The sequence below is a fragment of the Streptomyces sp. NPDC002520 genome (assembly GCF_053595235.1).
On the sequence record NZ_JBSFXG010000013.1, the window covers coordinates 202,032 to 227,962 of the forward strand.

The 25,931-nt window shown below is 72.1% G+C and carries 27 protein-coding genes; 15 read left to right on the forward strand and 12 right to left on the reverse strand.

Features of this window, described 5'->3' with window-relative positions; genetic code table 11:
* Positions 1-175: 175 nt before the first annotated feature.
* The 4 genes from ACWD5D_RS20535 to ACWD5D_RS20550 are packed head-to-tail and all read left to right on the forward strand — an operon-like array spanning position 176 to position 4,816.
* Positions 176-1,585 (forward strand): extracellular solute-binding protein, encoded by a 1,410-nt coding sequence (locus ACWD5D_RS20535; protein WP_451374140.1) that lies wholly within the window; start codon positions 176-178, stop codon positions 1,583-1,585.
* Entirely contained in the window at positions 1,582-2,532 is a 951-nt protein-coding gene (locus tag ACWD5D_RS20540; RefSeq protein ID WP_451374141.1) for a carbohydrate ABC transporter permease, read from the forward strand. Before ACWD5D_RS20535 ends, ACWD5D_RS20540 begins: the two co-directional genes overlap by 4 nt.
* Before the next feature lie 14 nt (positions 2,533-2,546).
* Positions 2,547-3,401 (forward strand): carbohydrate ABC transporter permease, encoded by an 855-nt coding sequence (locus ACWD5D_RS20545; protein ID WP_451374142.1) that lies wholly within the window; start codon positions 2,547-2,549, stop codon positions 3,399-3,401.
* On the forward strand, positions 3,398-4,816 hold the full coding sequence (locus tag ACWD5D_RS20550) for a glycoside hydrolase family 32 protein (RefSeq protein ID WP_451374143.1): 1,419 nt from the start codon (positions 3,398-3,400) through the stop codon (positions 4,814-4,816). The genes ACWD5D_RS20545 and ACWD5D_RS20550 overlap by 4 nt, the downstream gene beginning before the upstream one ends.
* Here the strand turns inward: ACWD5D_RS20550 and ACWD5D_RS20555 are convergent.
* On the reverse strand, positions 4,764-5,843 hold the full coding sequence (locus ACWD5D_RS20555) for a LacI family DNA-binding transcriptional regulator (protein ID WP_451374144.1): 1,080 nt from the start codon (positions 5,841-5,843) through the stop codon (positions 4,764-4,766). The two genes, ACWD5D_RS20550 and ACWD5D_RS20555, sit on opposite strands and share 53 nt — an antisense overlap.
* A 212-nt stretch (positions 5,844-6,055) precedes the next feature.
* Between ACWD5D_RS20555 and ACWD5D_RS20560 the strand changes: the two genes are divergently transcribed.
* A complete protein-coding gene (locus tag ACWD5D_RS20560; RefSeq protein WP_451374145.1) occupies positions 6,056-6,490 on the forward strand; it encodes a cupin domain-containing protein in 435 nt (144 codons plus the stop codon).
* A 49-nt stretch (positions 6,491-6,539) separates the two neighbouring features.
* Here ACWD5D_RS20560 and ACWD5D_RS20565 read toward each other — a convergent pair whose 3' ends face one another.
* From ACWD5D_RS20565 to ACWD5D_RS20580, 4 genes are all read right to left on the reverse strand, one after another.
* Entirely contained in the window at positions 6,540-8,879 is a 2,340-nt protein-coding gene (locus ACWD5D_RS20565) for a SpoIIE family protein phosphatase (RefSeq protein WP_451374146.1), read from the reverse strand.
* Positions 8,880-8,962: 83 nt separating this feature from the next.
* A complete protein-coding gene (locus ACWD5D_RS20570) occupies positions 8,963-9,430 on the reverse strand; it encodes a peroxiredoxin (protein WP_451374147.1) in 468 nt (155 codons plus the stop codon).
* Positions 9,427-9,807 carry a DoxX family protein gene (locus ACWD5D_RS20575; RefSeq protein WP_451374148.1) on the reverse strand — a complete coding sequence of 127 codons (381 nt, stop codon included), beginning with the start codon at positions 9,805-9,807 and terminating at the stop codon, positions 9,427-9,429. Before ACWD5D_RS20575 ends, ACWD5D_RS20570 begins: the two co-directional genes overlap by 4 nt.
* Positions 9,808-9,966: 159 nt before the next feature.
* Positions 9,967-10,542 (reverse strand): MarR family winged helix-turn-helix transcriptional regulator, encoded by a 576-nt coding sequence (locus ACWD5D_RS20580; RefSeq protein ID WP_451374149.1) that lies wholly within the window; start codon positions 10,540-10,542, stop codon positions 9,967-9,969.
* A 302-nt stretch (positions 10,543-10,844) separates the two neighbouring features.
* Here ACWD5D_RS20580 and ACWD5D_RS20585 point away from each other — a divergent pair, with 302 nt between their 5' ends.
* The 6 genes from ACWD5D_RS20585 (at position 10,845) to hemC (ending at position 16,477) form a co-directional block, all read left to right on the forward strand.
* Positions 10,845-11,387, forward strand: a complete 543-nt coding sequence (locus tag ACWD5D_RS20585) for an SH3 domain-containing protein (protein WP_451374150.1) — start codon at positions 10,845-10,847, stop codon at positions 11,385-11,387.
* A 196-nt stretch (positions 11,388-11,583) separates the two neighbouring features.
* Positions 11,584-12,336 carry a DUF2690 domain-containing protein gene (locus tag ACWD5D_RS20590; protein WP_451374151.1) on the forward strand — a complete coding sequence of 251 codons (753 nt, stop codon included), beginning with the start codon at positions 11,584-11,586 and terminating at the stop codon, positions 12,334-12,336.
* Positions 12,337-12,662: 326 nt separating this feature from the next.
* Complete coding sequence (locus ACWD5D_RS20595; RefSeq protein WP_451374177.1) at positions 12,663-13,640, forward strand: ATP-dependent DNA ligase; 978 nt, start codon at positions 12,663-12,665, stop codon at positions 13,638-13,640.
* Positions 13,641-13,866: 226 nt separating this feature from the next.
* On the forward strand, positions 13,867-14,883 hold the full coding sequence (locus ACWD5D_RS20600) for a questin oxidase family protein (protein ID WP_451374152.1): 1,017 nt from the start codon (positions 13,867-13,869) through the stop codon (positions 14,881-14,883).
* 29 nt (positions 14,884-14,912) lie between these two features.
* Positions 14,913-15,440, forward strand: a complete 528-nt coding sequence (locus ACWD5D_RS20605) for a hypothetical protein (RefSeq protein ID WP_451374153.1) — start codon at positions 14,913-14,915, stop codon at positions 15,438-15,440.
* Positions 15,441-15,535: 95 nt separating this feature from the next.
* The gene (gene hemC / locus ACWD5D_RS20610) at positions 15,536-16,477 is read left to right on the forward strand and encodes a hydroxymethylbilane synthase (protein WP_451374178.1); all 942 of its coding nucleotides are present in this window, start codon (positions 15,536-15,538) and stop codon (positions 16,475-16,477) included.
* Between the two features lie 207 nt (positions 16,478-16,684).
* Here the strand turns inward: hemC and ACWD5D_RS20615 are convergent, their stop codons facing one another.
* The 4 genes from ACWD5D_RS20615 to ACWD5D_RS20630 all read right to left on the reverse strand — a co-directional run bounded on the left by ACWD5D_RS20615 (position 16,685) and on the right by ACWD5D_RS20630 (position 19,544).
* A complete protein-coding gene (locus ACWD5D_RS20615; RefSeq protein ID WP_451374154.1) occupies positions 16,685-17,209 on the reverse strand; it encodes a hypothetical protein in 525 nt (174 codons plus the stop codon).
* A 190-nt stretch (positions 17,210-17,399) separates the two neighbouring features.
* Positions 17,400-18,284 (reverse strand): ABC transporter permease, encoded by an 885-nt coding sequence (locus tag ACWD5D_RS20620; RefSeq protein WP_451374155.1) that lies wholly within the window; start codon positions 18,282-18,284, stop codon positions 17,400-17,402.
* Positions 18,244-19,092, reverse strand: a complete 849-nt coding sequence (locus ACWD5D_RS20625; RefSeq protein WP_451374156.1) for an ABC transporter ATP-binding protein — start codon at positions 19,090-19,092, stop codon at positions 18,244-18,246. Before ACWD5D_RS20625 ends, ACWD5D_RS20620 begins: the two co-directional genes overlap by 41 nt.
* A complete protein-coding gene (locus ACWD5D_RS20630; RefSeq protein ID WP_451374157.1) occupies positions 19,089-19,544 on the reverse strand; it encodes a MarR family winged helix-turn-helix transcriptional regulator in 456 nt (151 codons plus the stop codon). Before ACWD5D_RS20630 ends, ACWD5D_RS20625 begins: the two co-directional genes overlap by 4 nt.
* Positions 19,545-19,807: 263 nt before the next feature.
* Here ACWD5D_RS20630 and ACWD5D_RS20635 point away from each other — a divergent pair, with 263 nt between their 5' ends.
* A complete protein-coding gene (locus ACWD5D_RS20635; RefSeq protein WP_451374158.1) occupies positions 19,808-20,599 on the forward strand; it encodes an RNA polymerase sigma factor SigF in 792 nt (263 codons plus the stop codon).
* A gap of 3 nt (positions 20,600-20,602) precedes the next feature.
* On the opposite strand, the gene ACWD5D_RS20640 is transcribed toward ACWD5D_RS20635, so the two are convergent.
* Positions 20,603-20,959: an ANTAR domain-containing protein gene (locus tag ACWD5D_RS20640; RefSeq protein WP_451374159.1), complete on the reverse strand. Its 357-nt coding sequence runs from the start codon at positions 20,957-20,959 to the stop codon at positions 20,603-20,605.
* Positions 20,960-21,086: 127 nt separating this feature from the next.
* On the opposite strand from ACWD5D_RS20640, the gene ACWD5D_RS20645 reads away from it, so the two are divergent.
* Positions 21,087-21,899: a VOC family protein gene (locus tag ACWD5D_RS20645; RefSeq protein WP_451374160.1), complete on the forward strand. Its 813-nt coding sequence runs from the start codon at positions 21,087-21,089 to the stop codon at positions 21,897-21,899.
* Between the two features lie 75 nt (positions 21,900-21,974).
* Here ACWD5D_RS20645 and glgX read toward each other — a convergent pair whose 3' ends face one another.
* Together glgX and ACWD5D_RS20655 are read right to left on the reverse strand one after the other, a co-directional pair.
* On the reverse strand, positions 21,975-24,092 hold the full coding sequence (glgX, locus tag ACWD5D_RS20650) for a glycogen debranching protein GlgX (RefSeq protein ID WP_451374179.1): 2,118 nt from the start codon (positions 24,090-24,092) through the stop codon (positions 21,975-21,977).
* Positions 24,093-24,115: 23 nt separating this feature from the next.
* A complete protein-coding gene (locus ACWD5D_RS20655) occupies positions 24,116-24,628 on the reverse strand; it encodes a pep a2 (RefSeq protein WP_451374161.1) in 513 nt (170 codons plus the stop codon).
* A gap of 296 nt (positions 24,629-24,924) precedes the next feature.
* Between ACWD5D_RS20655 and ACWD5D_RS20660 the strand changes: the two genes are divergently transcribed.
* Together ACWD5D_RS20660 and ACWD5D_RS20665 are read left to right on the forward strand one after the other, a co-directional pair.
* Positions 24,925-25,224: a DUF5133 domain-containing protein gene (locus ACWD5D_RS20660; protein WP_451374162.1), complete on the forward strand. Its 300-nt coding sequence runs from the start codon at positions 24,925-24,927 to the stop codon at positions 25,222-25,224.
* 108 nt (positions 25,225-25,332) lie between these two features.
* Positions 25,333-25,931 (forward strand): maltotransferase domain-containing protein (locus tag ACWD5D_RS20665; protein WP_451374163.1); only part of this gene is annotated, 599 nt, incomplete at its 3' end.

The following is a 25,931-nucleotide window of genomic DNA, read 5'->3' on the forward strand; positions in this document are numbered from 1 at the left end:
TGCTCGTCGGTACCGGCTCCTCCGACCGATCGTGACATCCCGGCCCCTCCCAGGGTGAACCCCTCGACCTTCCTAACTCGTTAAAGGTCAAGTGGTCCCACGTCTTGACAGGGGTGTGGCCCGCTTCTCAGACTCTGGGCATCACACCTCAACTAACACGAGTTAGGCACGTTGGATGACCGACTCGCATCTCTCCCGCCGCGCGTTGCTGCGGTACGGCGCCTACGGCGCGGGGGCCGCCGCACTGGCCGGCACCGCCGCGAGCTGGGACCGGCTGACCGGGAACGACGTCCCTGGCCGCAACGACGGCTCCCTCGTCGTCGCGACCCTGGGTTCGGCGTTCTCCCCGGACGCCGTCCGCACCCTCGTCGAGGGCTTCCGCACGCTGCACCCAGACATCAAGGTCCGGGTCAACCCGGTCCAGGCCGTCGACTGGTCGGACTTCTTCGCGAAGATCCTCACCCAGATCGCCGCGGGCACCGCGCCCGACCTCGTCTACGTGGCCACCGAGGGCGTGCAGTTGTTCGCGCGCCACCTCGGCGTGCCGCTGGACCGCTGGGTGAAGCGGGACGCGGCGGAGCTGAAGGAGTACTTCGCCGATGTCCACCCCTCGCTGGTGGAGTCGATGATGTACGAGGGCAGCCTGTACCAGCTGCCGGCGGAGTTCAACGCGGCCGACATGTACCTCAACACACAGGTGCTGAAGCGGTCCCGCGCGGACTTCCCGGCGGACGACTGGACCCGCGACGACTTCACCGCGCTGCTGCGCCGCATGAAGAAGGCGAGCGACGCGCACTTCACACCGTACTTCTGGACCAACCGGCTGTGGGGCGGGGTGGTGCCCTGGCTGTTCGCGAACGGCACCAACCTGCTGGCCGAGTCGAAAGCACCCGGCGGCGGGTGGCTGTGGGACTCCTTCTACCCGGCCGGACAGCGGCGCGGGCGCGGCGGCGGCTTCCGCTGGACGACCCCGCAGGCCACCACCGACGGGGTGGAGGAGACGTACGACTACCTCGGCTCCCTGATCCAGGACGGCCTGTGCACCCGCCCCGAGGGCGGCAACGGCTCCAACCTGGTCGGCGTGTTCTCCACCGGCCGGGTCGGGGTCACGCCCGCCGGAGGCTTCTGGGCGGGCGGTCTGCACCAGGCCGGCCTGCGCGCCGACGGGTTCGACGTGCAGTACTTCCCCCGCTGGCGCACCCAGCGCCACCAGTTCGGCGCCGCGGGCTACGCACTGCTGCGCACATCGAAGAAGCAGGACGAGGCCTGGGAGTTCATCAAGTACTCGGCCCGCCTCGACACCCTGACCCGACTGTTCTCGACGAACCAGACGACCCCGGCCCGCCGCTCGATGCTGACCGAGGCCCGCTACAAGGAGACCGGTCCCGCGCACTGGCGGGTCTTCTACGACACTCTCGACAAGTTCCCCGACACCGGGCCGATCCCGGCGCCGCCGCAGGTCGCCGAGGTGACCCAGGTGCTGCTCAAGCACACCGGGACGGCGCTGGCGAGCCCGCGCTCGGTCGGGTCCGCACTGCGTCGGATGCAGGCCGATCTGGAGAAGGCCATGGAGCGTGACGTATGACGAACATCCGGATGGCCGGCGTACGGACGCGGGCGGCGACCCCCGCCGTCGTCACGGCCCGGCGCTCGGCGCGCGAGCGGGGGACGCGGCTGCTGGCCGCGCTGTTCCTGGCGCCCACGGTGGTGGGCATCGTGGTCTTCACGGTCGTACCGATCGTCGGCTCGGTCGGCTTGAGCCTCTTCCACTGGAACGTGATCGACTCGCCCGGCTTCGCCGGAACGGCCAACTACCGTGAGGTGTTCACGGATTCGACCGTGCTGGTCTCCTTCCGCAACACGCTCGTCTTCATGGTGTTCGCGGTCGCCGCGCAACTGCTGATCGCCCTGGCGCTGGCGCTCACCCTGCACGGGCGGATGCCGTCGTGGCTGCGCTCGGTGTTCCGCTCGGCGTTCTTCTTCCCGCTGGTGCTGTCCGCCGCGTCCATCTCGGTCGTGATGAAGTACCTGTTCAACCAGGACTTCGGCGTGATCAACTGGCTGATCGGCCTGGTCGGGGTCTCCCCCGTGCCCTGGCTGACCTCGGAACAGGGCGCGATGGCCACGGTGGTCCTCGTGTACGTGTGGCAGCAGTTCGGCTTCTCGTTCCTGCTGTTCGTGGGCGGGCTGAACAACATCCCCAAGGAGATCCACGAGGCCGCCGCCCTGGACGGCGCGACCGGTCTGCGCAAGCACCTGGCCGTCACCCTTCCCCTGTTGTCGCCGACCCTGCTGGTCGCCTCGGTGGTCGGCATCATCAACGCGCTCCAGGTCTTCGAGCAGCCGTACGTGCTCACCGACGGGGGTCCCGGTGACTCGACCCGCACGGTCGTGATGGTCATCTACGAGAAGGCGTTCGAGCAGTTGCGGTTCGGTGAGGCGTCCGCGGTGGGCGTGCTGCTGTTCGTGCTGATCATGGCGGTGACCGCCCTCCAGTTCCGGCTCAGCCGGCGTTTCGTCCACTACCAGTGAGCCGGGTGAGTCCCATGAGTCAAGCAACCCTGTCCCTCAGCCGCGCCCGGTACGCGATCGGGCCCTGGGCGCGGATCGCCGGGCTGACCGTGTGCGCGCTGCTGACCCTCGGCCCGGTCGTCTGGACCGTCTCCACCTCGCTGCGCACTCCGGCGGAATCGCTCGACCTGCCGCCGCAGATCATTCCGGCCCACCCCGGCACGGCCGCCTATCACGGGGTGTTCGACCAGATCGACGTGTGGCTGCTGGCGCTCAACTCGACCCTCGTGACCGGCCTCGTCGCGGTCGGGCAGATGATCACGGCGGGCCTCGCGGGGTACGCGTTCGCCCGGCTGGAGTTCCGCTTCAAGAAGCCGCTGTTCGGGCTGGTCCTCGCGACCATGATGGTCCCGCTGCAGGTCACGATCGTCCCCGTGTTCCTCGTGCTCAAGTCGATGGGTCTGACGGACACGCTGCTCGGTCTGATCGTTCCGGCGTTCCCGACCGCGTTCGGCACGTTCCTGATGCGCCAGTACTTCCTCGGCATGCCGAAGGACCTGGGCGAGGCTGCGATGCTGGACGGCGCCGGGCCCTGGCGGATCTTCCGTTCCGTGTACGCCCCGCTGGCGACTCCCGGTCTGGCGATCGTCGGCGTGCTGGCCTTCAACTACCACTGGAACGAGTTCTTCCGCCCGCTGATCCTGGAGACCTCCGGCCAGAACTACACGCTGCCGCTGGGTCTGGTCTCCCTCCAGGGCAACCTCGGCACCGGCTCCATCTCGGTGGTCCTCGCCGGTGTCGTCCTCTCGATGATCCCCGCCGTCGCCGTGTTCGTCGTCGGCCAGCGCCCTCTCCGCGAGGGCATCACCTCCGCAGGAGTCAACCGTTGAGCGTCGCCGCTCCCACCCCGGACCCCACCGCCCCCCGCTTCCGGGTCCGGCCCCCCGCCAACTGGATCAACGACCCCAACGGACCCTTCCGCTGGCGCGGCCGCCACCACCTGTTCTACCAGCACAACCCGTCGGCACCGGTGCACACGAACGTCCACTGGGGACACGTCTCCAGCGCCGACCTGGTCCACTGGGAACACCACCCCGTCGCCCTCACACCGACTCCGGGCGGCCCCGACGAGGCCGGCTGCTGGTCGGGCTGCGTCGTCGACGACGCGGGCACGCCGACCGCCGTGTACACCGGGATCGACCACGCCCACACCGGTCTCGGCACGATCTGCCTGGCCCGCGCCACCGCCCCCGAGGACGACCGGCTCCTGCGCTGGCGCCCCCTTCCCACGCCCGTCGTCACGGCACCGCCCGCCGGGCTCGATGTGGTGATGTTCCGCGACCCCTTCGTGTTCCGGTACGCCGGCCGGCGCTGGGCCCTGGTCGGCGCCGGCCACGCCGACGGCACCCCGTCGGTCCTCCTGTACGACTGCGACGAACTGACCGAGTGGCGGTTCGCCGGCGTGCTGCTGGACGGCGAAGACCCGGTGGCCACCGACGCGTTCGGCGACAAGGCGGTCGGCTGGGAGTGCCCGCAACTGGTGGAGACGCACAGTGGCGAGCACATACTCGTCGTGTCCCTCTGGGACGGCAAGCCGTGCAGCACCGGTTATCTGACGGGTCGTCTGGAAGCGGACGGGGAAGGCGGGTTGCGTCTTCGTGCCCGCTCCGGTGGACGGCTCGACAACGGCCGGGACTTCTACGCCCCGGCGGTCCTGCGGGAGCGGGACCGCGCATTGATGTGGGGCTGGTCCTGGGAGGCGCGCGACCCGTCGGCGGTGCTGGAGGCCGGTTGGGCCGGGGTGCTCACCGCACCCCGGGTCGTCGGCCTCCACCCGGACGGCGCTCTGCGCGTCACCCCGGCCCCCGAGCTGGAACTCCTGCGTGCCGCCGAGCCGTTCGTCCGCGCGCCGGGCCGGGTGCCGCTTCCGGTGTCGTACGACCTGACCGTGACGGCGCACGATGCGACGACGATCACCCTGCTGCACGCGGAGGACCGGGCGCTCACGGTCCGGTTGGACCCGGTGGCGGGGACGGTCGCGCTGGACCGCAGCGGCTGGCCGCGCGAGGGCGCGGTCGAGGGTTCCGCGCCGATCACGGTGAACCTGCCGTCCGGCCCGCGTCTCACGGTCCGTGTCCTCGTGGACGGCTCGCTGCTCGAACTCTTCGCCGAGGACCGGGCGACGGTGACCGAGCGGGTGTACCGCGGGCCCGGGGACGTCGCCGAGCTGATGGTGGACGGGGACGCCGAGGTCAGCGGGTGGGAACAGGTCCCCGCGGGGCAGGTGCCACCGAGTCGCGGGTGACCACCGGGCAGGCCAGGCGCCGGACCGTGGCGGGCGGGGTACGCCCGGTGTCGATGGCGTCCAGGAGCAGCCGGGCCGCCACCTCGCCCATCGCCCGGTGCGGCAGCGCGACCGTGGTGAGCGCAGGGGTGAGGTAGGCGGCCATGTGCTCCTGGTCGTCGTAGCCGACCACCGACAGGTCGGCGGGTACGGCGATGCCGAGCCGGGTCGCGGCGTGCAGGGCGCCCGCCGCGACCCGGTCGTTGTAGCAGAAGATCCCGGTGGGACGGCGGTGCGGGTCGGCGCCGTCGAGCAGGCGGGCGGCACCCTCGTAGCCGCTGGTGATCTCGCCGCCGGTGCGTACGACCCACTCCTTGGGCAGGGTGACGCCCTCGGCTCGCAGCGCGTCCCGGAAGCCGCGCAGCCGCTCGGCGGACGCGATGTCGTCCGACCCGCCGACCAGCGCGATCCTGCGGTGCCCCGCCTCCAGCAGCAGCCGGGCAGCCGTACGCCCGCCGGCCCGCTCGGCCGGGACGACGGCGGGCAGCGAGCCGTCCTCGGGAATGCAGTTGGCCAGCACGGAGAGCGTGCGGTGCAGCCCCTCGGGGACGCGGACCCGGCGCAGGGACATCGCGGCGTAGATGATGCCGTCGACGCGCCGGTCGAGGAGTTCCGCGACGGCCGCGTCCTCCTTGGCCGGGTCGCCGCCGGAGTCCACGGTCAACACCAGGTGGTCGCTGCCCCAGGCGGTCTCCATCGCGCCGCGCAGCAGCCGGCCGGCGAACGGGGACGAGGCGATCTCGTCGGTGACAAGCCCGATCACGGCCGTACGGCGGCTGCGCAGGCCCCGGGCGACGGGGTCGGGACGATAGCCGAGCTGGGCGGCGGCCTGGCGGATGCGTTCCTGGGTGGCGGGCGAGAGGTTGCCCTCGGCGCGCCCGTTGAACACGAAGGAGACGGCCGTGTGCGACACACCGGCGAGCCGGGCGACGTCCCGTGAGGTGGGGCGTCCGCCGCCCACGGTGTTCCTGTCCGTGCCTGCGCCCATGCCGACCGCTGTCCTCATCCCCGCCCGTCCGGTTGATCACTGCTCACCCTATCCGTGCGGCCGGGCAGGTGACAGCGACGGCCGCTCGCCCCGGCCGGGGTCGAGAGGCCGTCGTCGATCGCCGGATTGCTCCGTTCCGGCCCCAACTGCCGTGTCGAGCCCATAGGTTCACGGCGGCAGTCGATCTCCGCCCGTGTTCCTGGAGGCTTCCCATGCGCACCGTGCTCCGTACCGCGATCGCCGGGGCGGTGGCCGCCGGTACCCTGCTGACCTGCGGCACCGCCCACGCCACCCCCGCCGGACCGGGTGTCACCGCCCGGCTGATCAGCCAGACCACCGTCGGCGGCACCGACTACGTCGTCCGGGAGATCACGATCCCTCCGGGCCAGAGCACCGGCTGGCACTACCACGACGGTCCCCTCTACGGGTACGTCCGCCAGGGCACCCTCACCCACTTCCACTCCGACTGCACCCAGGACGGCCTGTACCGCGCCGGGCAGTCGCTGCGCGAGCCGAGCGGGCCGAGCGAGGTGCACCTGGGCGCCAACCTCGGGGACAAGCCGTTGGTCCTCGACGTGCTGTACGTGCTGCCGCACGGCGCGCCGTTCGCCGAGTCGGTGCCGAACCCGGGTTGCTCCTTCGAATGATCGCTGCGAGTCCGTCGTGATCGGCCGGCGATTCGCCGTGCTCGTGTGATCAGGCGTCGGGCAGCGGCTGTTCCGCCCAGATCGTCTTGCCGCTGCTCGTCTGCCGGCTGCCCCAGCGCTGGGTGAGCTGGGCGACCAGCAGCAGTCCGCGGCCGCCCTCGTCGTAGGCGTGGGCCCGGCGCAGGTGCGGTGAGGTGGAACTGCCGTCGGAGACCTCGCAGATGAGTGCGCGGTCGCGGATCAGGCGCAGCTGGATGGGCGGGTCGCCGTAGCGGATCGCGTTGGTGACGAGTTCGCTGACGACGAGTTCGGTGACGAAGGCGGCGTCCTCCAGGCCCCAGACGGCGAGCTGCTCGGTGGCCGCCTGCCGGAAGTGGGCCACCTGGGCGGGGTCGGGCGGCACGTCCCAGGTGGCCACGCGGTCGGCGCCGAGGGCGCGGGTGCAGGCCAGCAGCAGGGCGACGTCGTCGCCGGGCTGTTCGGGGAGGACGGACTTGAGGATGGTGTCGGCGAGCGCGTCCAGGGAGTCGTGGGGGGTGTCGATCGCCTGGCACAGTTCGTCGCCGGCGTTGTCGACGTCCCGGTCGCGGCCCTCGAGCAGCCCGTCGGTGTAGAGGGCGACGACGGACCCTTCGGGAAGTTCCAGTTCCGTGGCCTCGAAGGGCAGCCCGCCGACGCCGAGCGGTGGTCCGGCGGCCATGGGGACGAACTCGGCGACGCCACCGGGCAGTACGAGGGCGGGGACGGGGTGGCCGGCGGCGGCGAGGGTGAGATGACGGGAGACGGGGTCGTAGACGGCGTACAGACAGGTGGCGCCGAGCTCGGCGACCTCGTCGCCGCTGTCCTCCTCGGCGGCCAGATGGGTGACGAGGTCGTCCAGGTGGGTGAGGAGTTCGTCGGGGGGCAGGTCGACGTCGGCGAGGGTGCGTACGGCGGTGCGCAGCCGGCCCATGGTGGCCGAGGACTGGATGCCGTGGCCGACCACGTCGCCGACGACGAGGGCGACACGGCTGCCGGAGAGCGGGATCACGTCGAACCAGTCGCCGCCGATGCCGGCCTGCGATCCGCACGGCAGATACCGGTGGACGACGTCGACGGCGGCCTGTCCGGGCAGTCCCCTGGGCAGCAGGCTGTGCTGGAGGGCGTGGGCGGTGCTGCGCTCGCGGGCGAAGCGACGGGCGTTGTCGATGCAGACGGCGGCGCGGCTGCCGAGTTCCTCGGCGAAGACGGCGTCGTCGGGGGCGTAGGGGTCCGGGTGGGCCTTGCGGGCGCAGACGGTGACGCCGAGCGTGGTGCCGCGGGCGCGCAGCGGGATCGCGATCAGGGAGTGGACGCCCTGGCGGTAGGCGCGGCCCTCGGGCGAGCGCCGGTTGCGTTCCTCGATCCATGTGTCGAATTCGGGGTCGCCGGCGTGGCTGAGGACCACGCCGCCCTCGCGCAGGGCGCGCTCGGGCGCCGAGGGCGGCTCGTAGACGTGTGTCTCGCCCAGGGCCATGGCGACCCCGGGGTTGCCCGCCCGGGTGGAGCCGTGGGCGACACGGCGCAGGTCACCGCGGTGCGGTTCCGTCGGCGGCTCCTCCTCCCCGAGGACCCAGTCGAGGAGGTCGACGGCCGCGAAGTCGGCGTACCGCGGGACGAGCAGGCCGACGAGTTCCTCGGCGGTGCGTACCACGTCCAGGGTGGTGCCGATGCTGGTGGCCGCCTCGTTCAGCAGGGCGAGGCGGCGCCGGGCCCAGTACTGCTCGCTGCTGTCGAACGCGGCCAGGGCGACGGCGGTCAGCTCGCCCGCGCCGTCGCGCAGGGGCCACATCTCGATGCTCCAGGCGTGGTCCTGGCGCAGGGTGGGGGCGCCGGTGAAGCTCTCGTAGCGCAGGGCCTTCCCGGTCTCGGCGACCTGGCGCAGATGGTCGAGGAAGCCCTGGGTATGCACGGAGGCCTCTACGGTCTCGGCGAGGTGGCGGCCGAGCAGCGTCTCTTCGGGCCGGCCCAGGAGCTGGCCGGTGGCGTCGTTGACGCGCAGGTAGTTCTGCCGGAGATCGAAGACGGACATGCACATGGACGCCTGCTGGAAGGCGTCGGCGGCCAGGGCGCTGCCGGGCGGTCGGGACGGCTCGCCGGTCACGACGTATCCGGCCGGTTCGCCGTCGGTGCCGAGGACGGGGCAGGCGGTCAGGGACAGCTCGATCCGGTGGCCGTCACGGTGACGCAGGGCGACGGCGCCGGAGCCGGCGGCGAGGGCGGCGGGCGGCACGTCCTCGGCGAGCAGGTCGCTCGCCGGCCGGCCTACGACATCCCGCGCCGGGTGGCCCGTGAGCTGCTGTGCGCCCTCGCTCCACCCGCTCACCCTGCCGTGGGCATCGATGATCGCCGCGGCCGCGACATGCTCCATATGGTCAAGGATGATCCGATTGCTCCGGAGCATCAAGCAGAGAGGCTCCGGAGCACCGGACGCGGACGGGGCCGGGGCCGGTCTCAGGCCTTGGCGGTACGCAGTACGGCCAAGGCCCGGTCGGCGTGGGTGTTCATGCGCAGTTCGCTGCGGACGACCTCGAGGACGGTGCGGTCCTGCCCGATCACGAAGGTGACCCGTTTGGTGGGCGCGAGCGAGAAGCCCCGCTTGACGCCGAACCGCTCGCGGATCGTGCCGTCGGGGTCGGAGAGCAGGGGGATGCCGAGCGTGTGCCGGCCGGCGAACTCCTGCTGCCGTTCGACGCTGTCACCGCTGATCCCGACGGGCCGGGCGCCCGCCTCGGCGAATTCGGCGGCGAGGTCGCGGAAGTGGCAGGCCTCGGCGGTGCAGCCGGGCGTGAGGGCCGCCGGGTAGAAGAACAGCACCACGGGGCCGTCGGCGAGCAGTTCGGTGAGGCGTCGTACGGTCCCGGTCTCGTCGGGCAGCGCGAAGTCCTCGATCTTGTCGCCGATCTCGATGCGCTCGGTCACGACCGTCCCTCCCCACCGCGGGCGACGCCACGGGCCCAGAGCAGCAGGGGCAGTTGGAGGGGCAGCCGGGCCAGGGCCGCGTTGCGCTGCGGCGCGGGCCGGTCCCGCCAGTCCACGGCCATCTTCACGTTGGCCGGGAAGACCCCGACGAAGAAGGCCGCTGCTGCCTGTGCGGCGGCCGGACGCGTCCGGCGGGCGGCGATGCCGGCGGCGAGGGCCAGTTCGACGGCTCCGCTGCCGTACGTCCACGCCCGGGGGGATCCCGGCAGGATCCGCGGGATCGTGGCGTCGAACTGCCGTGGGGCGACGAAGTGGGCGACGCCGGCTGTGGCCAGTAGGCCGGCGAGCAGCAGGGGTGAGCGATCGGACCGGGGCACGGTTCCTCCTCTGGTGACCTGTCGCCGGATATTACTCCTGGGTAGAGGGTGGGGCGGACGCTCGGTGCGGGCTGTCGGGAGTACTGGCCGCCAGGTGTCCGCAATGCCTGCGATCAGGCGTCCCGGGCGTCGGTGATCAGGTGTCCCGGGCGCCGGTGATCAGGCGTCCGAGGTCCCCGTGCTCAGGTGTCCGGGGTGTCGCCGGTCAGGCCCGTCGCCGGTGACCGGGGCGTGCGCATCGTGGCCGGCTTCGCCCCGGGCCGCGTAGGCGACGAAGTCGTCGACCATACGGTGGAACAGGCCGGCCAACTCCCGCAGCTCGTCGGGCCGCCAGCCGGCGAGCGCGAGTTGCATGGCGCGGGCTCCGGCGTCCCGGATCCGGTCGACTGCCTCATGGCCGGCGTCGGTGAGCCGGATCCGCTGGGCCCGGCGGTCGTCGGGGTCGGGGACGCGGCTCACGTACCCGCCCCGTTCCAGCTGCTGGACGGTCCGCGTCACGTGGGAGGCCTCCACGCCCAGCCGCTGCGCCAGCTCCCCCGGCCGCAGCGGTTCGGAGTCGGCGGCGATGCGGAGCAGCGCCACCGCCGCGCGGTCCAGCGGTACACCGGCCGTCGCCATGAGCCGCTCGTGCTGCCGCGCCCGGGAGCCGAGGTAGGTGATACGGGTCAGCGCGCGCTCGATCTCGGTGACCTCGGAAGAGGCGGCGGGGAGGTCGGGCAGCGGTTCCATGGGCATACGCGCCATTTTAGTTCGTTGCGTTACTCAAGCAAGTCGCCCGGGGCACGACCTCGGGAGGTCACCCTCCGTCGGCCGCCGACCGGAATCCCCGGATGCCGGAACGGGCGTACCCGGCCGGTCGGGCCCTGGGACGTCCCTCGGCTTCCGGCAGGTGGGCCGGGGCGCGGGACGCGGTGGCCGTCCCCGGGACGTCCCGGGCGTCCCGAGGGACGCGGGGACGGCATTCTGACGCCCTGTCACGGCAAGGCTGGCCTCGTGATCACGGCTCGTGGTCACGAGAACGAAAGCCGGAGGTTTCCATGATCCGACGGACCCTCAAGCGTGGCCTGGTGGCCACGGTCGCGGTGTTCGCGTTCCTCCCCGCGATGGCCGGCGCCGCCCCGGCGAGCGCGGCCGCCCCGCGCCCCGCACCCGACCTCTCGGTCCCGCACCTCGCGCAGCTCGTCCTGCCGGCCCAGCGCGCGGCGCATCTCTTCCAGCACCGCCCGGCGCTCACCCGGCACTGCCTCCACCACACGAAGCACCATGCCCGGCACGCCCTGCGCCGCCACCACACGCGCTGCGCGCACCACGTCGTCGCACGGCGGGCCTCGTACCACCGCCACGCCCGGTCGACCGTCGGCAGGGTCGCCACGCGCTGGGCCCGGCTGAACGTCCGCTCCGGCCCGGGCACCGGCTACCGCGTGGTCGGTCACCGGCACACGGGCCGACTGGTCCGGGTGACCTGCAAGACGTACGGCTCCAGGGTGTTCGGCAACCACATCTGGTACCGGCTCCCGCACCACCGGGGTTACGTCTCCGCCCACTACATGCGCACCGGGCGCGCCGTCCCCTGGTGCTGACGGCCGCCGATCGTCGTACGACCTGACCGCCGTGGCCTGTTCGGGAGTCCCGTGTCCCCGAACAGGCCTTCGGCATGTCCCCGTACTTCACCAGCCTCACACCCCTCCGGACGTTGCACAGGCCGATCAGCCGGGAAGACATCGCGACATCAGGGGCCAAAACGCCCATAGCGGCAAGGGAGTCGAGGGACGCACGATGCGGCATCCCCAAGAATCGGCCACGCCTGACGAGCCACTGGTGGTGAGACTGCGCGAACTGAAGGACCGCACGGGCCTGAGTCTGGCGGCGCTGGCCGCCCGCACGCCGTACAGCAAGTCCGCCTGGCACCGCTACCTGACGGGCACGCAGCGGCCACCCCGCCCGGCCGTCGAGGCGCTCAGCCGGCTCGCCGGCACCGATCCCGTGGCCGTACTCGCGCTGTGGGAGGCCTCCGAGGAGCCGCCCGCCGCGAGTCCGCCGGGTCAGGAGCCGCGCAGGGGCCGCCGTTGGGCGCGGTGGCTGCCACTGCCGGCACTGGCACTGCTCGGCGTGGCCACCGCGGTCGCCCTGCCCGACCGGGGCGGTACGCCCGCCGCGCAGACGTTGCCCACGGCCCCGCGCTGTCACGGGCGCTCCTGCCAGGGCCAGTTGCCCGACGCCTCGGTCTGCGCCCGCGACGCGCAGACCAGGACCTCGGTCACCGGACTCTCCTACGGCGTCCTGCTGCGCTACTCCCCCAGCTGCGGCACGGCCTGGTCGGAGGTGCGGATGCGCTCCCCGCACAGGCGGGAGGTGTCGGTGCGGGCGGGGCAGGACGTGCTGTCGGCCAGCTATCCGGCGGACGACTCGACGAGGAACGCCAGCCCGATGCTCGCCGTCGACTCCCCCCGCGGAGTGGAGGCATGCGCCGAGGTGGACGGCCAACTGGCCTGCACGGGCCTGGACGTGGAGGCGAGCGACCCGGAGTGACACATGAGGCGCACGCACCCCGTCGGCGACATCCGCGCGGCCGCCACGTCCGGTACGACTCGGAGGGCGGTTCGAGCACGGTGGCGTGGGCGGGGTGCGGATCGTCACGCCACCGGTCGGGACACACGGCGACGCGTGCGGGCATGCGCACCAGCCGGTGGGTGGTGGCAACGGGGGGCGGGCTCGCGCACCGGCCGGTGCGCGACGCCGGCCGCCCACTCCCGGGGCTGGGGCCGAGGCCGTTCAGCCGGGGCCGTTCAGGGGAACCCGTGCCGGAAGGTGCGTGATGTCGGCGGCGGCGGTCGACATCTTGTGCCGTGACCGCCGTGCCCCTGCCCCTCGTCGCGCCCATGCTCGCCACCCCCGGCACGCTGCCGCCCGCAGCCCAGGACGCGCGGTGGGCGTACGAGACGAAGCAGGACGGCCAGCGGGTGATGGCCTACCTGCCCGGCGACGGGAGCGTGCTGCTGCGTGCCCGGTCGGGTGAGGACATCACGGCCGCCTATCCCGAACTGCATTCCCTCGGCGGCGCCCTGGGCGGCACGCCCGCCGTGCTGGACGGGGAGGTGCTGGCCCTCGACGAACAGGGCCGGGCCGACTTCCAGTTGCTGCAGGGCCGCATGGGCCTCGCCCACTCCCCCGCGCTGGCCGCCCGCCGGGCCGCCCGGGTGGCGGTCCACCTGGTGCTGTTCGACGTGCCGTACCTGGAGGGGCCGCTGCTGCGGATCCCGTACGCGGAGCGCCGGGCACGGCTGGAGGGGCTGGGCCTGGCCGGGCCGTACTGGTCGACGCCTGCCGCGGTGGTGGGGCACGGCGCCGAGGCACTGCGCGCCACCCGGGAGCACGGCCTGGAGGGTCTGGTGTGCAAGCGGCTGGACTCGGTGTACGAACCGGGGGTGCGTTCCCGGGCCTGGGTCAAGATCCGGAACATGCGCAGCGAGGACGTCATCGTCGGTGGCTGGCTGCCGGGCAAGGGGCGGCTGACCGGGCTGCCCGGCGCGGTGCTGGTCGGCCAGCGTGCCGGTGGCCGGCTGCGGTACGTCGGCCGGGTGGGCACCGGCTGGAGCGAGACGGAGCGCACGGAACTGGCGGCGCTGCTGTGGGCCGCCGCGAGCGACCGCTGCCCTTTCGACCCGGTGCCGTCCGTGCCGGACGCGCGGTGGGCGCTGCCCCTGCTGGTCGGGGAGGTCGGTTACAGCACCCGGACCCGGGCCGGTCTGCTGCGCCAGCCGTCCTGGCTCCGGCTGCGCCCGGACCTCACACCCGAGGAGTCGGCGGCGGACCTTCCCGAGGGCTTCGGCTGAGACGGGGTGACACCTGTGCGGCAGAGCTGCACCTGAGTGACACTCGGGACATCTTGGCGGCGGGACATGCGCTCTCGGCCCGGGATGCCGAACTCCACTGGCCACAGCCTCCGTTGGAGCTCGCCTCCATTTGTCGGGGTCGGTCCCGGGACCTACGTCCCCTCCCTCGCCGGGATGGGTCCCGAGACCGATCAGGCGCCGCCGTCAGCGGCGTAGCGTCCCGCACATGACCACGAACGACACGAGCGGACGGCTCGACGAAGCCTTCGAACGGCTCCACGCCTCGGGTCCGGAGTTCCGCGGATGGCTCTCCAACCACGCACCCATGGTGGTCGAAGCACTGGCCACCCACGGTCAGGCCGCTGCGGTGCACCGCTGGCTGGACCTGTACAGCGACCGGCTGGAGGAGTTCCCCACCCCGGTGGAGCCCGTCACGGACACCAACTGGCCCCAGGCGCTGGGTGATCCGCACCGGGCCGCCGACTGGATCGCGTACTTCTCCCGGACCCTCGCCGAACGCCCGTGGCGCACGGTGCTCGCCGAGTGGTGGCCGCGCCTGCTGCCCGGCCTGTACGCCGGTGCCACGCATCCCGTCATCCGGGTGGGCCACGCCGTACGGTCCCTGGAAGCCGAGGAGAACGCGCCGCGGCTCACGGAACTCGCCCACGCCCTGGGCTACTGGGCAGCCCGCCACCTGCCCGTCTCCGGCGTCGAGGCTCTGCCCGGCGCGGGGAGCGCCGCACGGAGCCTGGACCTGGTACCCCGCATCGAGCCCGCCGAGGGCGGCTACCTGGCCCGGCTGGGCGCCGTACGCCGCCTGCCGGTCTGGGCGGACGACGTCACCGACCCGGACACGGCCAGGGAGCGCCTGACCGATCTGGTCCGCGCGGCGACCCACCGCTACGCGACCCACGGCCACGGCGAAGCGACGATGCTCGTGCACGCGGCCACCGCCCCCAACGCCGTGCTGCGGACGCTCGGTTCGCTGCCGCGTGAGCTGTGGGCGCCGAGCCTCAACGCGGCCTGGACGGCGTCGGCGGCCGTCACGGCGATGTACGCGCCCGACGCTCCGGTCGACTACGTCCCACCTGCCCGGCTCACCGCCGAAGAGGTCCTCGGGCGCGCCGTCGACCACGGCGACGTACACGTCATCAAGTTCACGGACACGGCCTTGGACGTCGGCGACGAGCAGGCCCTCGCCGCCGCCCTGCGCTCGGTCGAACTGAGCGAACCACTGGCCTGAGCCCCCTTCTCACCCCGCATCATGTCCCCATGACCGACAGGGACATGCACAGGGAACTGCCCTCCGCCGTGCGCGAGGAGGCGCTGCTCGAACTGGCCAAGGGCCACCACGCCCGCCTCGCACGACCGCTCGGCACCCGCGAGGCCGCCGGACACCTGGTGAAGGTGTACGCGGTTCAGGCGCCGGGCCGCACCGTGACGGAGGCGGACGCGCAGGCCGCCCTCGGCATCGCGGACGGCCATCTGCGCCTGGCCGGGCAGCGCGGCTCGGTGGGCCTCGCGGTGCTGATCGCGCACGCGGGCGGCGACGGCGACTACGTGCTGCTGCACACCTGGATCGAGGCGTACATGTCCGATCTGGCGGTGTTCACCGGCCCGGCGGGCGAGCCTGGGCTGCTGCGTCCGGGCCGGGCGGGGCTCGCGCCCTGCGTGTGGGAGGCGGCCGTCCTGGCCCATGAGCGCGCGGCGTACTCCCGGCACGTACTGAACGGCGACGGTGCGCTCGCCGGGCGGCTGGCCGCCTGGAGCGCCGACACGCTGGAGGAAAGGGTCGGATGAGCCGCCGTCCGCTCGGCCCCGGCCGCAGACGGACCCGAGTCCGGCCTGAGCGACGGGCGGGCGGGTCGGCGCCGCCCGACGGCGGGCACTATGGTGTGCGCATGTCCGTACCCGAATTGATCCGGATCGTCTCCCGCGACTCCCCCATGGCCCTGGCCCAGGTCGAGCGGGTGCGCGGCGAGTTGGCCGCCCACTACCCCGGTGTGCGCACCGAGGTCGTGCCCGTGAAGACCACCGGCGACAAGTGGCTCGGCGACCTGTCCCAGGTCGAGGGCAAGGGGGCGTTCACCAAGGAGGTGGACGCGGCCCTGCTGTCCGGGGAGGCCGACCTCGCGGTGCACTGCGTCAAGGACGTGCCCGCCGACCGGCCGCTGCCCGCCGGCACGGTGTTCGCCGCGTTCCTCAAGCGGGACGACATCCGGGACGCGCTGGTGCACCCGGGCGGACTCTCCCTGGACCAGCTGCCGTCCGGTACCAGGATCGGCACCTCGTCGGTGCGCCGGATCGCGCAGCTCGCCGCGACGCATCCGCACCTGGAGTGCGTGCCGTTCCGCGGCAACGCCAACCGCAGGCTGGAGAAGCTGGCCGCGGGCGAGGCGGACGCGCTGCTGCTGGCCGTGTCCGGCCTGGAGCGGATCGGCCGCGAGGACGTGATCAGCGAGGTGCTGTCCCCGGAGACGATGATGCCGCCGATCGGCGCCGGCATCCTCGCGCTGCAGTGCCGGGAGGACGACGCCGAGCTGATCGACGCGGTCAGCGGACTCGGCGACCCGGCCACGCATCGGGAGGCGACGGCCGAGCGGATGTTCCTGCACGTGCTCCAGGGGCACTGCAACAGTCCCATCTCGGGCTACGCGCGCGTGGAGCGCAGCGGTGAACTGTCCCTGCGGGCCTGCGTGTTCACCCCGGACGGCAAGACCCGGCTGAACGCCCACGAATGGGCGGGCCGGCTCGACGCGGCCACGCTCGGCACCTCGGTCGCGGTGGCGCTGCTGCGGCAGGGCGCGCGGGAGATCATCGACGGCATCCCGCACTGACCACGGGCCGCGGAACTGCGGGGCCTCGGGAGCCTTCTCCGGCTGCCGCGGCCCCGCGGCCGTTCCTGGCGCCCATGACGTCCATGGACGCCATGGCGTCCGTCGGCGCCGTAGGCCGCTCCCGGGTGCCGCCTCAGCCCGCTGAGACGTGGTTCCCGACGGCTTCCACAGACGCCTGAGCCACCGTGGCCGCCACGTCATCCGCCGTCAGGCGGTTCCCGGTTCGGTCTGGTCCTTGAGGAAGGCGCTCAGCTGGTGGGCCAGGCTGCCCGGCGCGGCGCTCGCCGCCGTCGCGGCCGCCGTCGCCTCCACGACCCCGATGCCGCCGGCCCACAGCCGGCGGTCCGTCCACTCCTCGTCCACCCGCAACTGGACCTGGATGTCGACATGCGTGAGCGCGGCCTCCGGGGCGGCCGCGTACAGCACCGCGGTCGCCCGGCGCAGCGGATAGACGTCGAAACCCTCGATGAACTGGGTGCTGCGCCAGTCGATGAACGCGCTCTCGCCGTCGGGGCCGACCCGGACGTCGATCTGGCCGTCCTCCAGATGGATGCCGTAGTGCCGCGCGCCGCGGTTCTCGACCGTCACCCGGACACGGAAGTACGTGAGCCCTGTCGCGGCGTCGTCGCGTCCGCGGGGCGGCTCGGCCGCCTCCAGACGGTGGACACGGATCCGCAGACCGGCATGCTCGTCGTACTCCTGCCAGTCCCCGACCACGTTCGGCTCGTACACGGTGCCCCTCTCGACCTCTCAAGAGGTGCTGTCTATCCGTGTGCTCAGCGCACTGTCAAATGAGCAGAATGCGCTGTGGCCAGCGGATTCGCCCGCTTTGATCGGTGATCAAGCGCTGCCCAGGAAGAATCCCGCCGAAGCGGATTTCGGCGGGGTCCGGTGCGTGCCGCACATCACGTCCGCGACAAGATCAGCGGGCCAGCCGGCCGAGCAGTGAGGAAGCCGCCGCGATGCCGAGGGCGGCGGCCACCGCCAGCACGCCGAAATCGGCGCCGAGGTGGGCCGGTGTGCCCAGGAGCAGACCCCGCAGCGCGTCGACCTGATAGCTGAGCGGGTTGACCTTGCTGACGGCCTGGAGCCAGCCGGGCATGATCGAGACGGGGTAGAGGGCGTTGGAGGCGAAGAACAGCGGCATGGTGATCGCCTGCCCGAAGCCCATCAGCCGGTCACGGCTGAGGACGATGCCCGCGATGGTCATCGACAGGCAGGAGAAGAAGACGGACGCGAGGACCACGGCCGCGGCGACGCCGAGCAGCTTCAGCGGGTTCCAGGTCAGGGCGACGCCGAGCAGGGCCGCGATGACGATGACGACGACCGCCTGGATCAGCGACTTCACTCCGGCCGCGAACGCCTTGCCGGTGATGAGGGCCGAGCGCGGCGTCGGAGTGACGAGCATCTTGTTCAGGACGCCGGCGTCCCGTTCCCAGATGATCTGGATGCCGTAGAAGATCGCGATGAACATCGCGGACTGGGCGATGATGCCGGGCGCCAGGTAGTCGATGTAGGGGACCCCGCCGGTGGGTATCGCCCGGATCCGGGTGAAGGTCTGGCCGAAGATCAGCAGCCACAGGGCCGGCTGGACGGCGCGGGTGTACAGCTCGGTGCGGTCGTGGCGCAGTTTCTGCAGTTCGACGGTGCACATCGCGACGACCCGGGCGGGCAGCAGCCGCCAGCCCGGTCGCGCCGGGGGCGGGCTGAGCAGCAGGGCGGTGCCGGGGGTGGGCGCGGTACCGGCGGTGCAGCTGCCGGTGCCGTCAGCCGACCCGGTTCGCGGTGCGGCGGGTGCTTCGGACATCGCGGAAACCTCCTCCTGACTGGTCGTCCAGGCCGCTGCCGGCGACGTCGCGGAAGACGTCCTCCAGCGTGGGCAGGGTGTCCGTCGCCCGGCGCTCGGCGAGCCCCCGGCGCAGTTCGGCCGGGGTGCCCAGGGCGCGGACGCGGCCCCGGTGCATCAGGCCGACGCGGTCGCAGTACTGGTCGGCCTCGTCCATGTAGTGGGTGGTGACCAGGACGGTCATGCCGGTGGCGGCGCGGACGGCGTTGATGTGCCGCCAGACGCCGGTGCGGGCGATGGGGTCGAGGCCGATGGTGGGTTCGTCGAGGATCAGCAGGCGGGGCGCGCTGACCAGGGCCTGGGCGAGTTCGAGCCGGCGGATCATGCCGCCGGAGTAGGTGCCGGCGAGCCGGTCGGCGGCGTCGGCGAGGTCGACTGCGGCGAGGGCCTGGGCGACGCGTTCGGCGCGTTCGCGGCGAGGCACGTCGAAGACACGGGCGAACAGGGCCACGTTCTCCCGTCCGGTGAGCCCGCTGTCGGCGGACAGCTGCTGCGGGACGTAGCCGAGGAGGCGGCGCACCGCCATGCGGTCCTGTGCGGTGTCGTGCCCGAAGACGCGGACCATGCCGGCCGGGACGGGCAGGAGCGTGGTGATGCAGCGGATGGCGGTGGTCTTGCCGGCGCCGTTGGGGCCGAGCAGTCCGAACACCTCGCCTTCGTGGACGGTCAGATCGAGCCCGTCGACCGCCCTGGTGTCCCCGAAGGCGTAGGCGAGGCGGGTGCAGGCGACCGCTTCGGCGGGCGGCGGGGCTGGGGTGTCGCTCGTCATGTCTCCTCGGCCTCCTCGTGCAGGGTGGCGGCGAGCTTGCGCAGGGCCGGAAGTGCCGCGCGCAGGGCCTCCTGGTCGGCCTCGTCCAGCAGGGCCACGTGCCGGCCGACCAGTTCGGCGCGGCGCTGCTTCCAGCGCTCGAGCCGCTGGTGCGCGGCGTCGGTGAGCAGCAGGCGGGCGGCCCGCCGGTCGGCCGGGTCGGTCTCGCGGATCAGGTAGCCGTCCCGGACGAGCTGGTTGACCAGGGTCGACACGGAGTTGCCCGCCAGGTGCAGGGCCCTGGCGGCCTCCGAGATGCCGACGCCGGGGCGGTTCTCGACCAGGCGCAGCAGCTCCACCTCGGCGCCGCGCAGTCGCGGCTCCGTGAGCCCGCTGCGCAGCCGGCGCCGGACCAGCCGCTGGATGCGCACCAGGGCGTCGGCGAGGTCTTCAGTGAAGGTCTCCGATTCCACTCCTGAAGATTACCTCTGCTACAGAGGTAATCGGTTCAAGCGCAGGTCAAACCCTCCGACGCGTCACACACTGTGAACAATTCATGCTATATAGGAATATTTGTTTCGACCGGCTTCCCAGTGGGAATGCGACCGACAGTGCTTCGGACTGGAGGCACGCCCGTGGGACCCGGCTCGTGCCGGACGCCCCGGTGCCCTTTCCACGGTCCGAGCGCGCCTCCCGCGGTGTCTGTCCATCCGGCACCTGCCGAGAGAGGTGCGCGATGCCTGTCACTGGCAGCACCAGAGCCCACCCCCATGACGACGCCCCCGACACGGCCGGCTCCTTCGAGCGGCTCGCCGGGCTGCCCGCCGGTCCCGAGCGCCGGGCGCTGCGGGACGAACTGGTCGAGCTGTGGCTGCCCATGGCCGAGCGGATCGCCGTACGGTTCCGCGGCCGCGGGGAGTCCCTGGAGGACCTCTACCAGGTGGCCGCGCTGGGCCTGGTGAAGGCCGTCGACCACTTCGACCCGTCGCGCGGACGGGCCTTCGAGGCCTACGCGGTGCCGACGATCACGGGTGAGATCAAGCGGCACTTCCGTGACCACATGTGGACGCTGCACGTCCCGCGCCGGGTGCAGGACCTGCGCAACCGGGTCCGCGGCGCGGTGAAGGAGCTGGCGCAGTCCGGCTCGGGACAGATGCCCACCGTCGCCGAGATCGCCGCGTACACCTCGCTGAGCGAGGCGGAGGTGCGCACGGGCATGGAGGCCCTGGAGTGTTTCACCGCGCTGTCCCTGGACGCCGAGGTGGCGGGAACGGACGGATACGCGCTCGGTGACTCCCTCGGCGAGGCGGATCCGGGTTTCGACCTGGTGGTCGACCGGGCCGCGGTCAAGCCCTGTCTCGCCGCCCTGCCCGAGCGCGAGCGCACCATCCTCTACCTGCGGTTCTTCGGAGGGATGACACAGAGCCGGATCGCCCAGCAGCTCGGCATCTCGCAGATGCACGTCTCCCGGCTGCTCAGTGGCTGCTTCGACCGGCTGCGCGAGGAACTGCTCGCGGAGGCCGGCTGAGCCTCACTCGTCCGGGCGGCCGGAGATCTCCGGCTCGACGGCCGGTACGTCCTCCTCGGACCCGGGGATCTGGGTGGGCCCGTACCGGTCGAGCGCGTCCTCCAGCTCGGCGCGGATCTCCGGCGCCATGTCGCCCCGGCGGCCCCAGATCAGGATCAGTTCCGCGATGGTGCGCAGTTTGATGTTGGTGTGCTGGGAGACCTCCTTGAGCACCTCCCACCCCTGGTCCGGGGTCACCCGGCCGAGGGCCACCACCATCCCGATCGCCTGGTCGACGACCGCGTGGGAGGCCACGGCCTCCTTGAGCTGGTCGACCTCCGCCTGCAGCTCGAGGATCCGGTCGGGCTCACTCTCCGCCATGCACTCCATCGTGCTCACTCACCCGGCCGCGTGCCACCGGGGTGTTCGACAGGCACCCGGGCCCGTTCCGGTTGGACACTGGTGGCAGAGCGGTGCCGCCGGGCCCCGGGAGCAGGACGCGACTGCCATGAACCAAGACACACCTGTCGACGGAGGACCGCGCAGGAAGCGGGACGTCATCTCGACGGACTCCGTCTTCGGAGCCCCCTGCTGGGTGAGCCTGACCAGCCGCGACCTGGAGGCCACCCAGGAGTTCTACACCGCCGTGCTGGGCTGGCGATGGCGCGGCGTCAAGCTCGGGGAGCACTTCCGGATCGCGCTGGCGAACGGTGTGCCGGTGGCCGGGATCGCCGCGGTCGCCGGCATGTGGCACATGGCGGTGGCCTGGACGCCGTACTTCGCCGTCCCCGACGCCGACGTGGCCGTGGCCCGCGCCCGGGAACGCGGTGGGACGGCGGCGGTCGGGCCGCTGTCGTTCCCGCCCGGCCGGGCCGCGCTGCTCGCCGACCGTGACGGGGCCGCCTTCGGGATCTGGCAGGGCGAACTGGTCTCCAACTGGGAGGCGTGGCGGCGGGCCGTCCCGACCTTCATCCGGCTGCACACCCGCAACGCCTTCGACTCCGCGCTCTTCTACGGCGAGATCCTCGACTGGGCCTCCGGCAGCACAGGCTGCTGCGAGGTCGAGTACGAGGGCGACGAGGTGGTGCTGCGCCACAAGGGCGAGGTGGTCGCGCGCATCGACTCGGGCGCGGCGGAGTCGGCCCCCGACCCGTCCGTACGCCCGCACTGGCAGATCCACTTCGCGGTCGCCGACGTGGCCGCCTGCGCCCGCAGCTCCGAGAAACACGGCGGCAGCGTCCTCGGCGAGGACGAGACCGAGGCGATCCTGCGGGACCCCGACGGCGCCCAGTTCACGGTCACCACCCGCACCAAACCCTGACGGCACAAGGGCCGGCCGCCAGAAGGCGCCCCCCGCACGGGCCGGGGGCGTCTTCGCACGCCGGTGCGGGAGGTGTCAGCCGGTGCCGGCGGAGGGGCGGGACAGGAGGATCAGGCTGCGGGCTTCGACGCGCAGACGGGTCCCGGCCTTGCGTTCTCGTTCGTCGGGGATGCCATCGGGGTCGGCGGTGTCGATCAGGGTCGTCCAGCGCTCGCCGTAGGTGTCGTCGGGGAGGCGGAAGTCGACGGGTTCCCAGTAGCCGTTGAGGAGCAGCAGGAAGGAGTCGTCGACGACACGGCGGCCGTAGGGGTCGCGTTCGGCGATGGCGTCGCCGTTCAGGAACACGCCGAGGGAGTGTGCGTCGCGGCGCTGCCAGTCCCGGCCGGTCATCTCGCGCGCGTCGGGCCGCAGCCAGGTCAGGTCGGGCAGCGGCTGGTCGGCGTTGGTCGCGGTCTCGCCCTGGAAGAAGCGGCGCCGGCGCAGCACGGGATGCTCGGCGCGCAGGTTGATGACGTACCGGCTGAAGTCGGTGAGGGCGCGCTGTTCGTCCGTCAGCTCCCAGTCGATCCAGGAGACTTCGTTGTCCTGGCAGTAGGCGTTGTTGTTGCCGCGCTGGGTGCGGCCGAGTTCGTCGCCGTGGCACAGCATCGGTATGCCCTGGCTGAGCAGCAGCGTGGCCAGCAGGTTGCGCTGCTGACGGGCGCGGAGTTCGAGGACGGCCGGATCGTCGGTTTCGCCCTCCGCTCCGCAGTTCCAGGACCGGTTGAACCTCTCGCCGTCCCGATCGCCCTCGCCGTTGGCCTCGTTGTGCTTGTCGTTGTACGACACCAGGTCGCGCAGGGTGAAACCGTCGTGCGCGGTCACGAAGTTGACGCTGGCGCGCGGCCGGCGCCGACTCGCCTGGTAGAGGTCGGAGGAGCCGGTCAGGCGGGAGGCGAACTCGCCGAGCGAACCGGGCTCGGCCCGCCAGAAGTCCCGTACGGCGTCCCGGTAGCGGCCGTTCCACTCCGACCACAGCGGCGGGAAGTTGCCGACCTGGTAGCCGCCCTCCCCCACGTCCCACGGCTCGGCGATGAGCTTGACGCGGCTGATCACCGGGTCCTGCTGGATCAGGTCGAAGAACGCCGAGAGCCGGTCCACCTCGTGGAACTGCCGGGCCAGCGTGGCCGCGAGGTCGAAACGGAAGCCGTCGACGTGCATCTCGGTCACCCAGTACCGCAGCGAGTCCATGATCAGCTGGAGTACGTAGGGATGGCGCATCAGCAGGCTGTTGCCGGTGCCGGTGGTGTCGTAGTAGTGCGCCCAGTCGCCGTCGACCAGGCGGTAGTAGGAGGCGTTGTCGATGCCCCGGAAGGAGAGCGTGGGGCCCATCTCGTTGCCCTCGGCGGTGTGGTTGTAGACCACGTCGAGGATGACTTCGAGGCCGGCCGCGTGCAGCGCCTTCACCATGGCCTTGAACTCGTTGACCTGCTGACCCCGGCTGCCCAGGGCGGCGTAGGCGTTGTGCGGGGCGAAGAAGCCGATGGTGTTGTAGCCCCAGTAGTTGGAAAGCCCCCGGTCGGTCAGCACGCCGTCCTGTACGAACTGGTGCACCGGCATCAGTTCGACCGCGGTGACACCGAGCGAGGTCAGGTGCCCGGTCACCGCGGGATGGGCGAGCCCGGCATACGTGCCGCGCAGCCGGTCGGGGATCTCGGGGTGGGTGCGGGTCATCCCGCGCACATGGGCCTCGTAGATGACGGAGTCCGAGTACGGCCGGCGCGGCGGGCGGTCGTCACCCCAGTCGAAGTACGGGTCGGTGACGACGCCGAGCATGGAGTGCCCGGAGCTGTTCCCGGGCGACGGGCCGTCGGGGGAGCGCTCGTAGAGGGAGGCGTGGTTGTCGATCTGGCCGTCCACGGCCCGCGCGTACGGGTCGAGCAGCAGCTTCGCCGGGTTGCACCGGTGGCCGAGGGAGGGCTGCCAGGGGCCGTGCACGCGGTAGCCGTAGCGCTGTCCCGGGCCGACGCCGGGCAGGTAGGCGTGCCACACGAAGCCGTCGACCTCGTGCAGCGGGACGGGGGTCTGGTTGCCCGCGTCGTCGGCCAGGATCAGCTCGACGTGCTCGGCTACCTCGCTGAACAGCGCGAAGTTGGTGCCCTGTCCGTCGAAGGAGGCACCCAACGGGTAGGGGTGCCCGCTCCACACGGGCACCCCTTTCCTGGACTTCCGTGCCGTCACCGGGCGCCCACCAGGGCGTCGTCGGCCGGTGCGGCCGGCGCCGCCAGGGCGGCCGCCGGCAGTGCGCGCGGTACTTGCAGCACCTGGCGCAGGCTCGGCTCGGGAGCGGTCGGCACCAGCGGGACGCGCTCGCCGGCCCGGGCCCGCCGGGAGAACCAGATGATCTTGCTGCCTGTCTCGGAGGAGCAGCAGCCCCAGCCGTCGCTCATGGCGGCGATGTTCGCGAGGCAGGCGCGAAGATCCTGGTCGGGACGCAGATCACGGTCGTCGCCGCCCACGGCGGTGATGAGATGCTGGCCGTTCCACCACATCTCGACGGATGTGGTCTTGTCGGTGGCGTGCTGGTCGATCGCACGCAACAACAGTTCGGCGTTGCGGCAGACGGGGTCCACGAGGTTCTCGAGGTCCCAGTAGCGCAGGTGGGCACCCAGGATGCGGCTGACCTGTCCCACTCTTTCCGGGCTGACTTCCACGTCGAGGTGGTAGTAGCAGGGCACAGCGGTCTTCATTGTCGCTTGCTCCTCACCGGCGAAGCTCTCTCGCCCCGTCCGGGAGGGATCCCGGACACGTAACGTGAGTGTTAATCGCTTCTGAGTCACCTCCACAGTGGGGTCACTACGCCATTCGTGCAACACGAGCATCCGGACGGCCGGGTCGTTGAACGTCCAACAGGACGTTGCGTGCACCTGCGTGCACCATGAGTGAAAGCCTCGATCGCCGTAACGGTGCCGCGCCCTTCCGTGCGCGGATGCCACCCGACCGTCGGGAACGCGCCCAGTCGAGAGCGTGGAAGGTGAAGAGGGCGATGCTGCTACCCGCCAAGGCCGAAGTGGCCCGGCAGTTGCGGCGTTACCGGGCGTGGGAGCGCGTGATGCTCGCCTCGCCCCACGACCGCACGGTCCGGGCCACCTTCGAGGACTCGGGCTACACCTTGTGCGTGTTGATGGGAAAACGTTGCGCCCGCGAGGCCGCGGACGCGGCCGAGCGGTATCTGCGCTCCACCCTGGCCGGCTATCTGCGCGAGCAGGACGGGCGGCCGCAGCCGGACCGGGCGGCCCGACGCGCGCCGTCATCGGAGCGGCGTTCCACGGCGCCAAGCCCCTGACCTGGCACCGTACATGGCGTTCCCCTCGGGTCGGCAGCGGCCGGCCCGTATCCAGGTCGCGAAGCCGGGCCCGGGGCCCGGCTTTCGCGCACGGCGGAGGTGAGATCCATGCGCAGGACCCCGGCCATCGGCCGCGTACCGGTACGTGACGTCCGGCCGGCCGTGGAGTGCGGCAGGCGCCCGGCGAAGGCGGTGACCGGAGAGACGTTCCAGGTCACCGCCACGGTGTTCCGGGAGGGACACGACGCGGTGGGCGCCAATGTGGTCCTGCGGGATCCGAAGGGCCGGCGCGGCCCGTGGACTCCGATGTGTGAGCTGTCCCCCGGCAGCGACCTCTGGGGCGCCGAGATCACCCCGGACGCCCCTGGACGCTGGACCTTCCGCGTGGAGGCCTGGTCGGATCCACTGGCGACCTGGCGGCACATCGCCGGTGTGAAGGTCCCGGCGGGCATCGACACCGGCCTGGTCCTCGAGGAGGGGGCCGAACTCTACGAGCATGCGGCGGCAGGTGCCCCCAGGGGCCCGGAGCGGGACCTGGTCCTTGCCGCGGCCGTGGCGCTCGGCGACGACTCCTTGTCGGTGCACGACCGCCTGAAGGGTGCCCTGTCGCCCGAGGTGGAGGCGGTGCTGGCCCGGTATCCCTTGCGGGAGTTGGTCACCGCCTCCGACCCGATGCCGTTGCTGGTGGAGCGGGAGCGGGCCCTGTT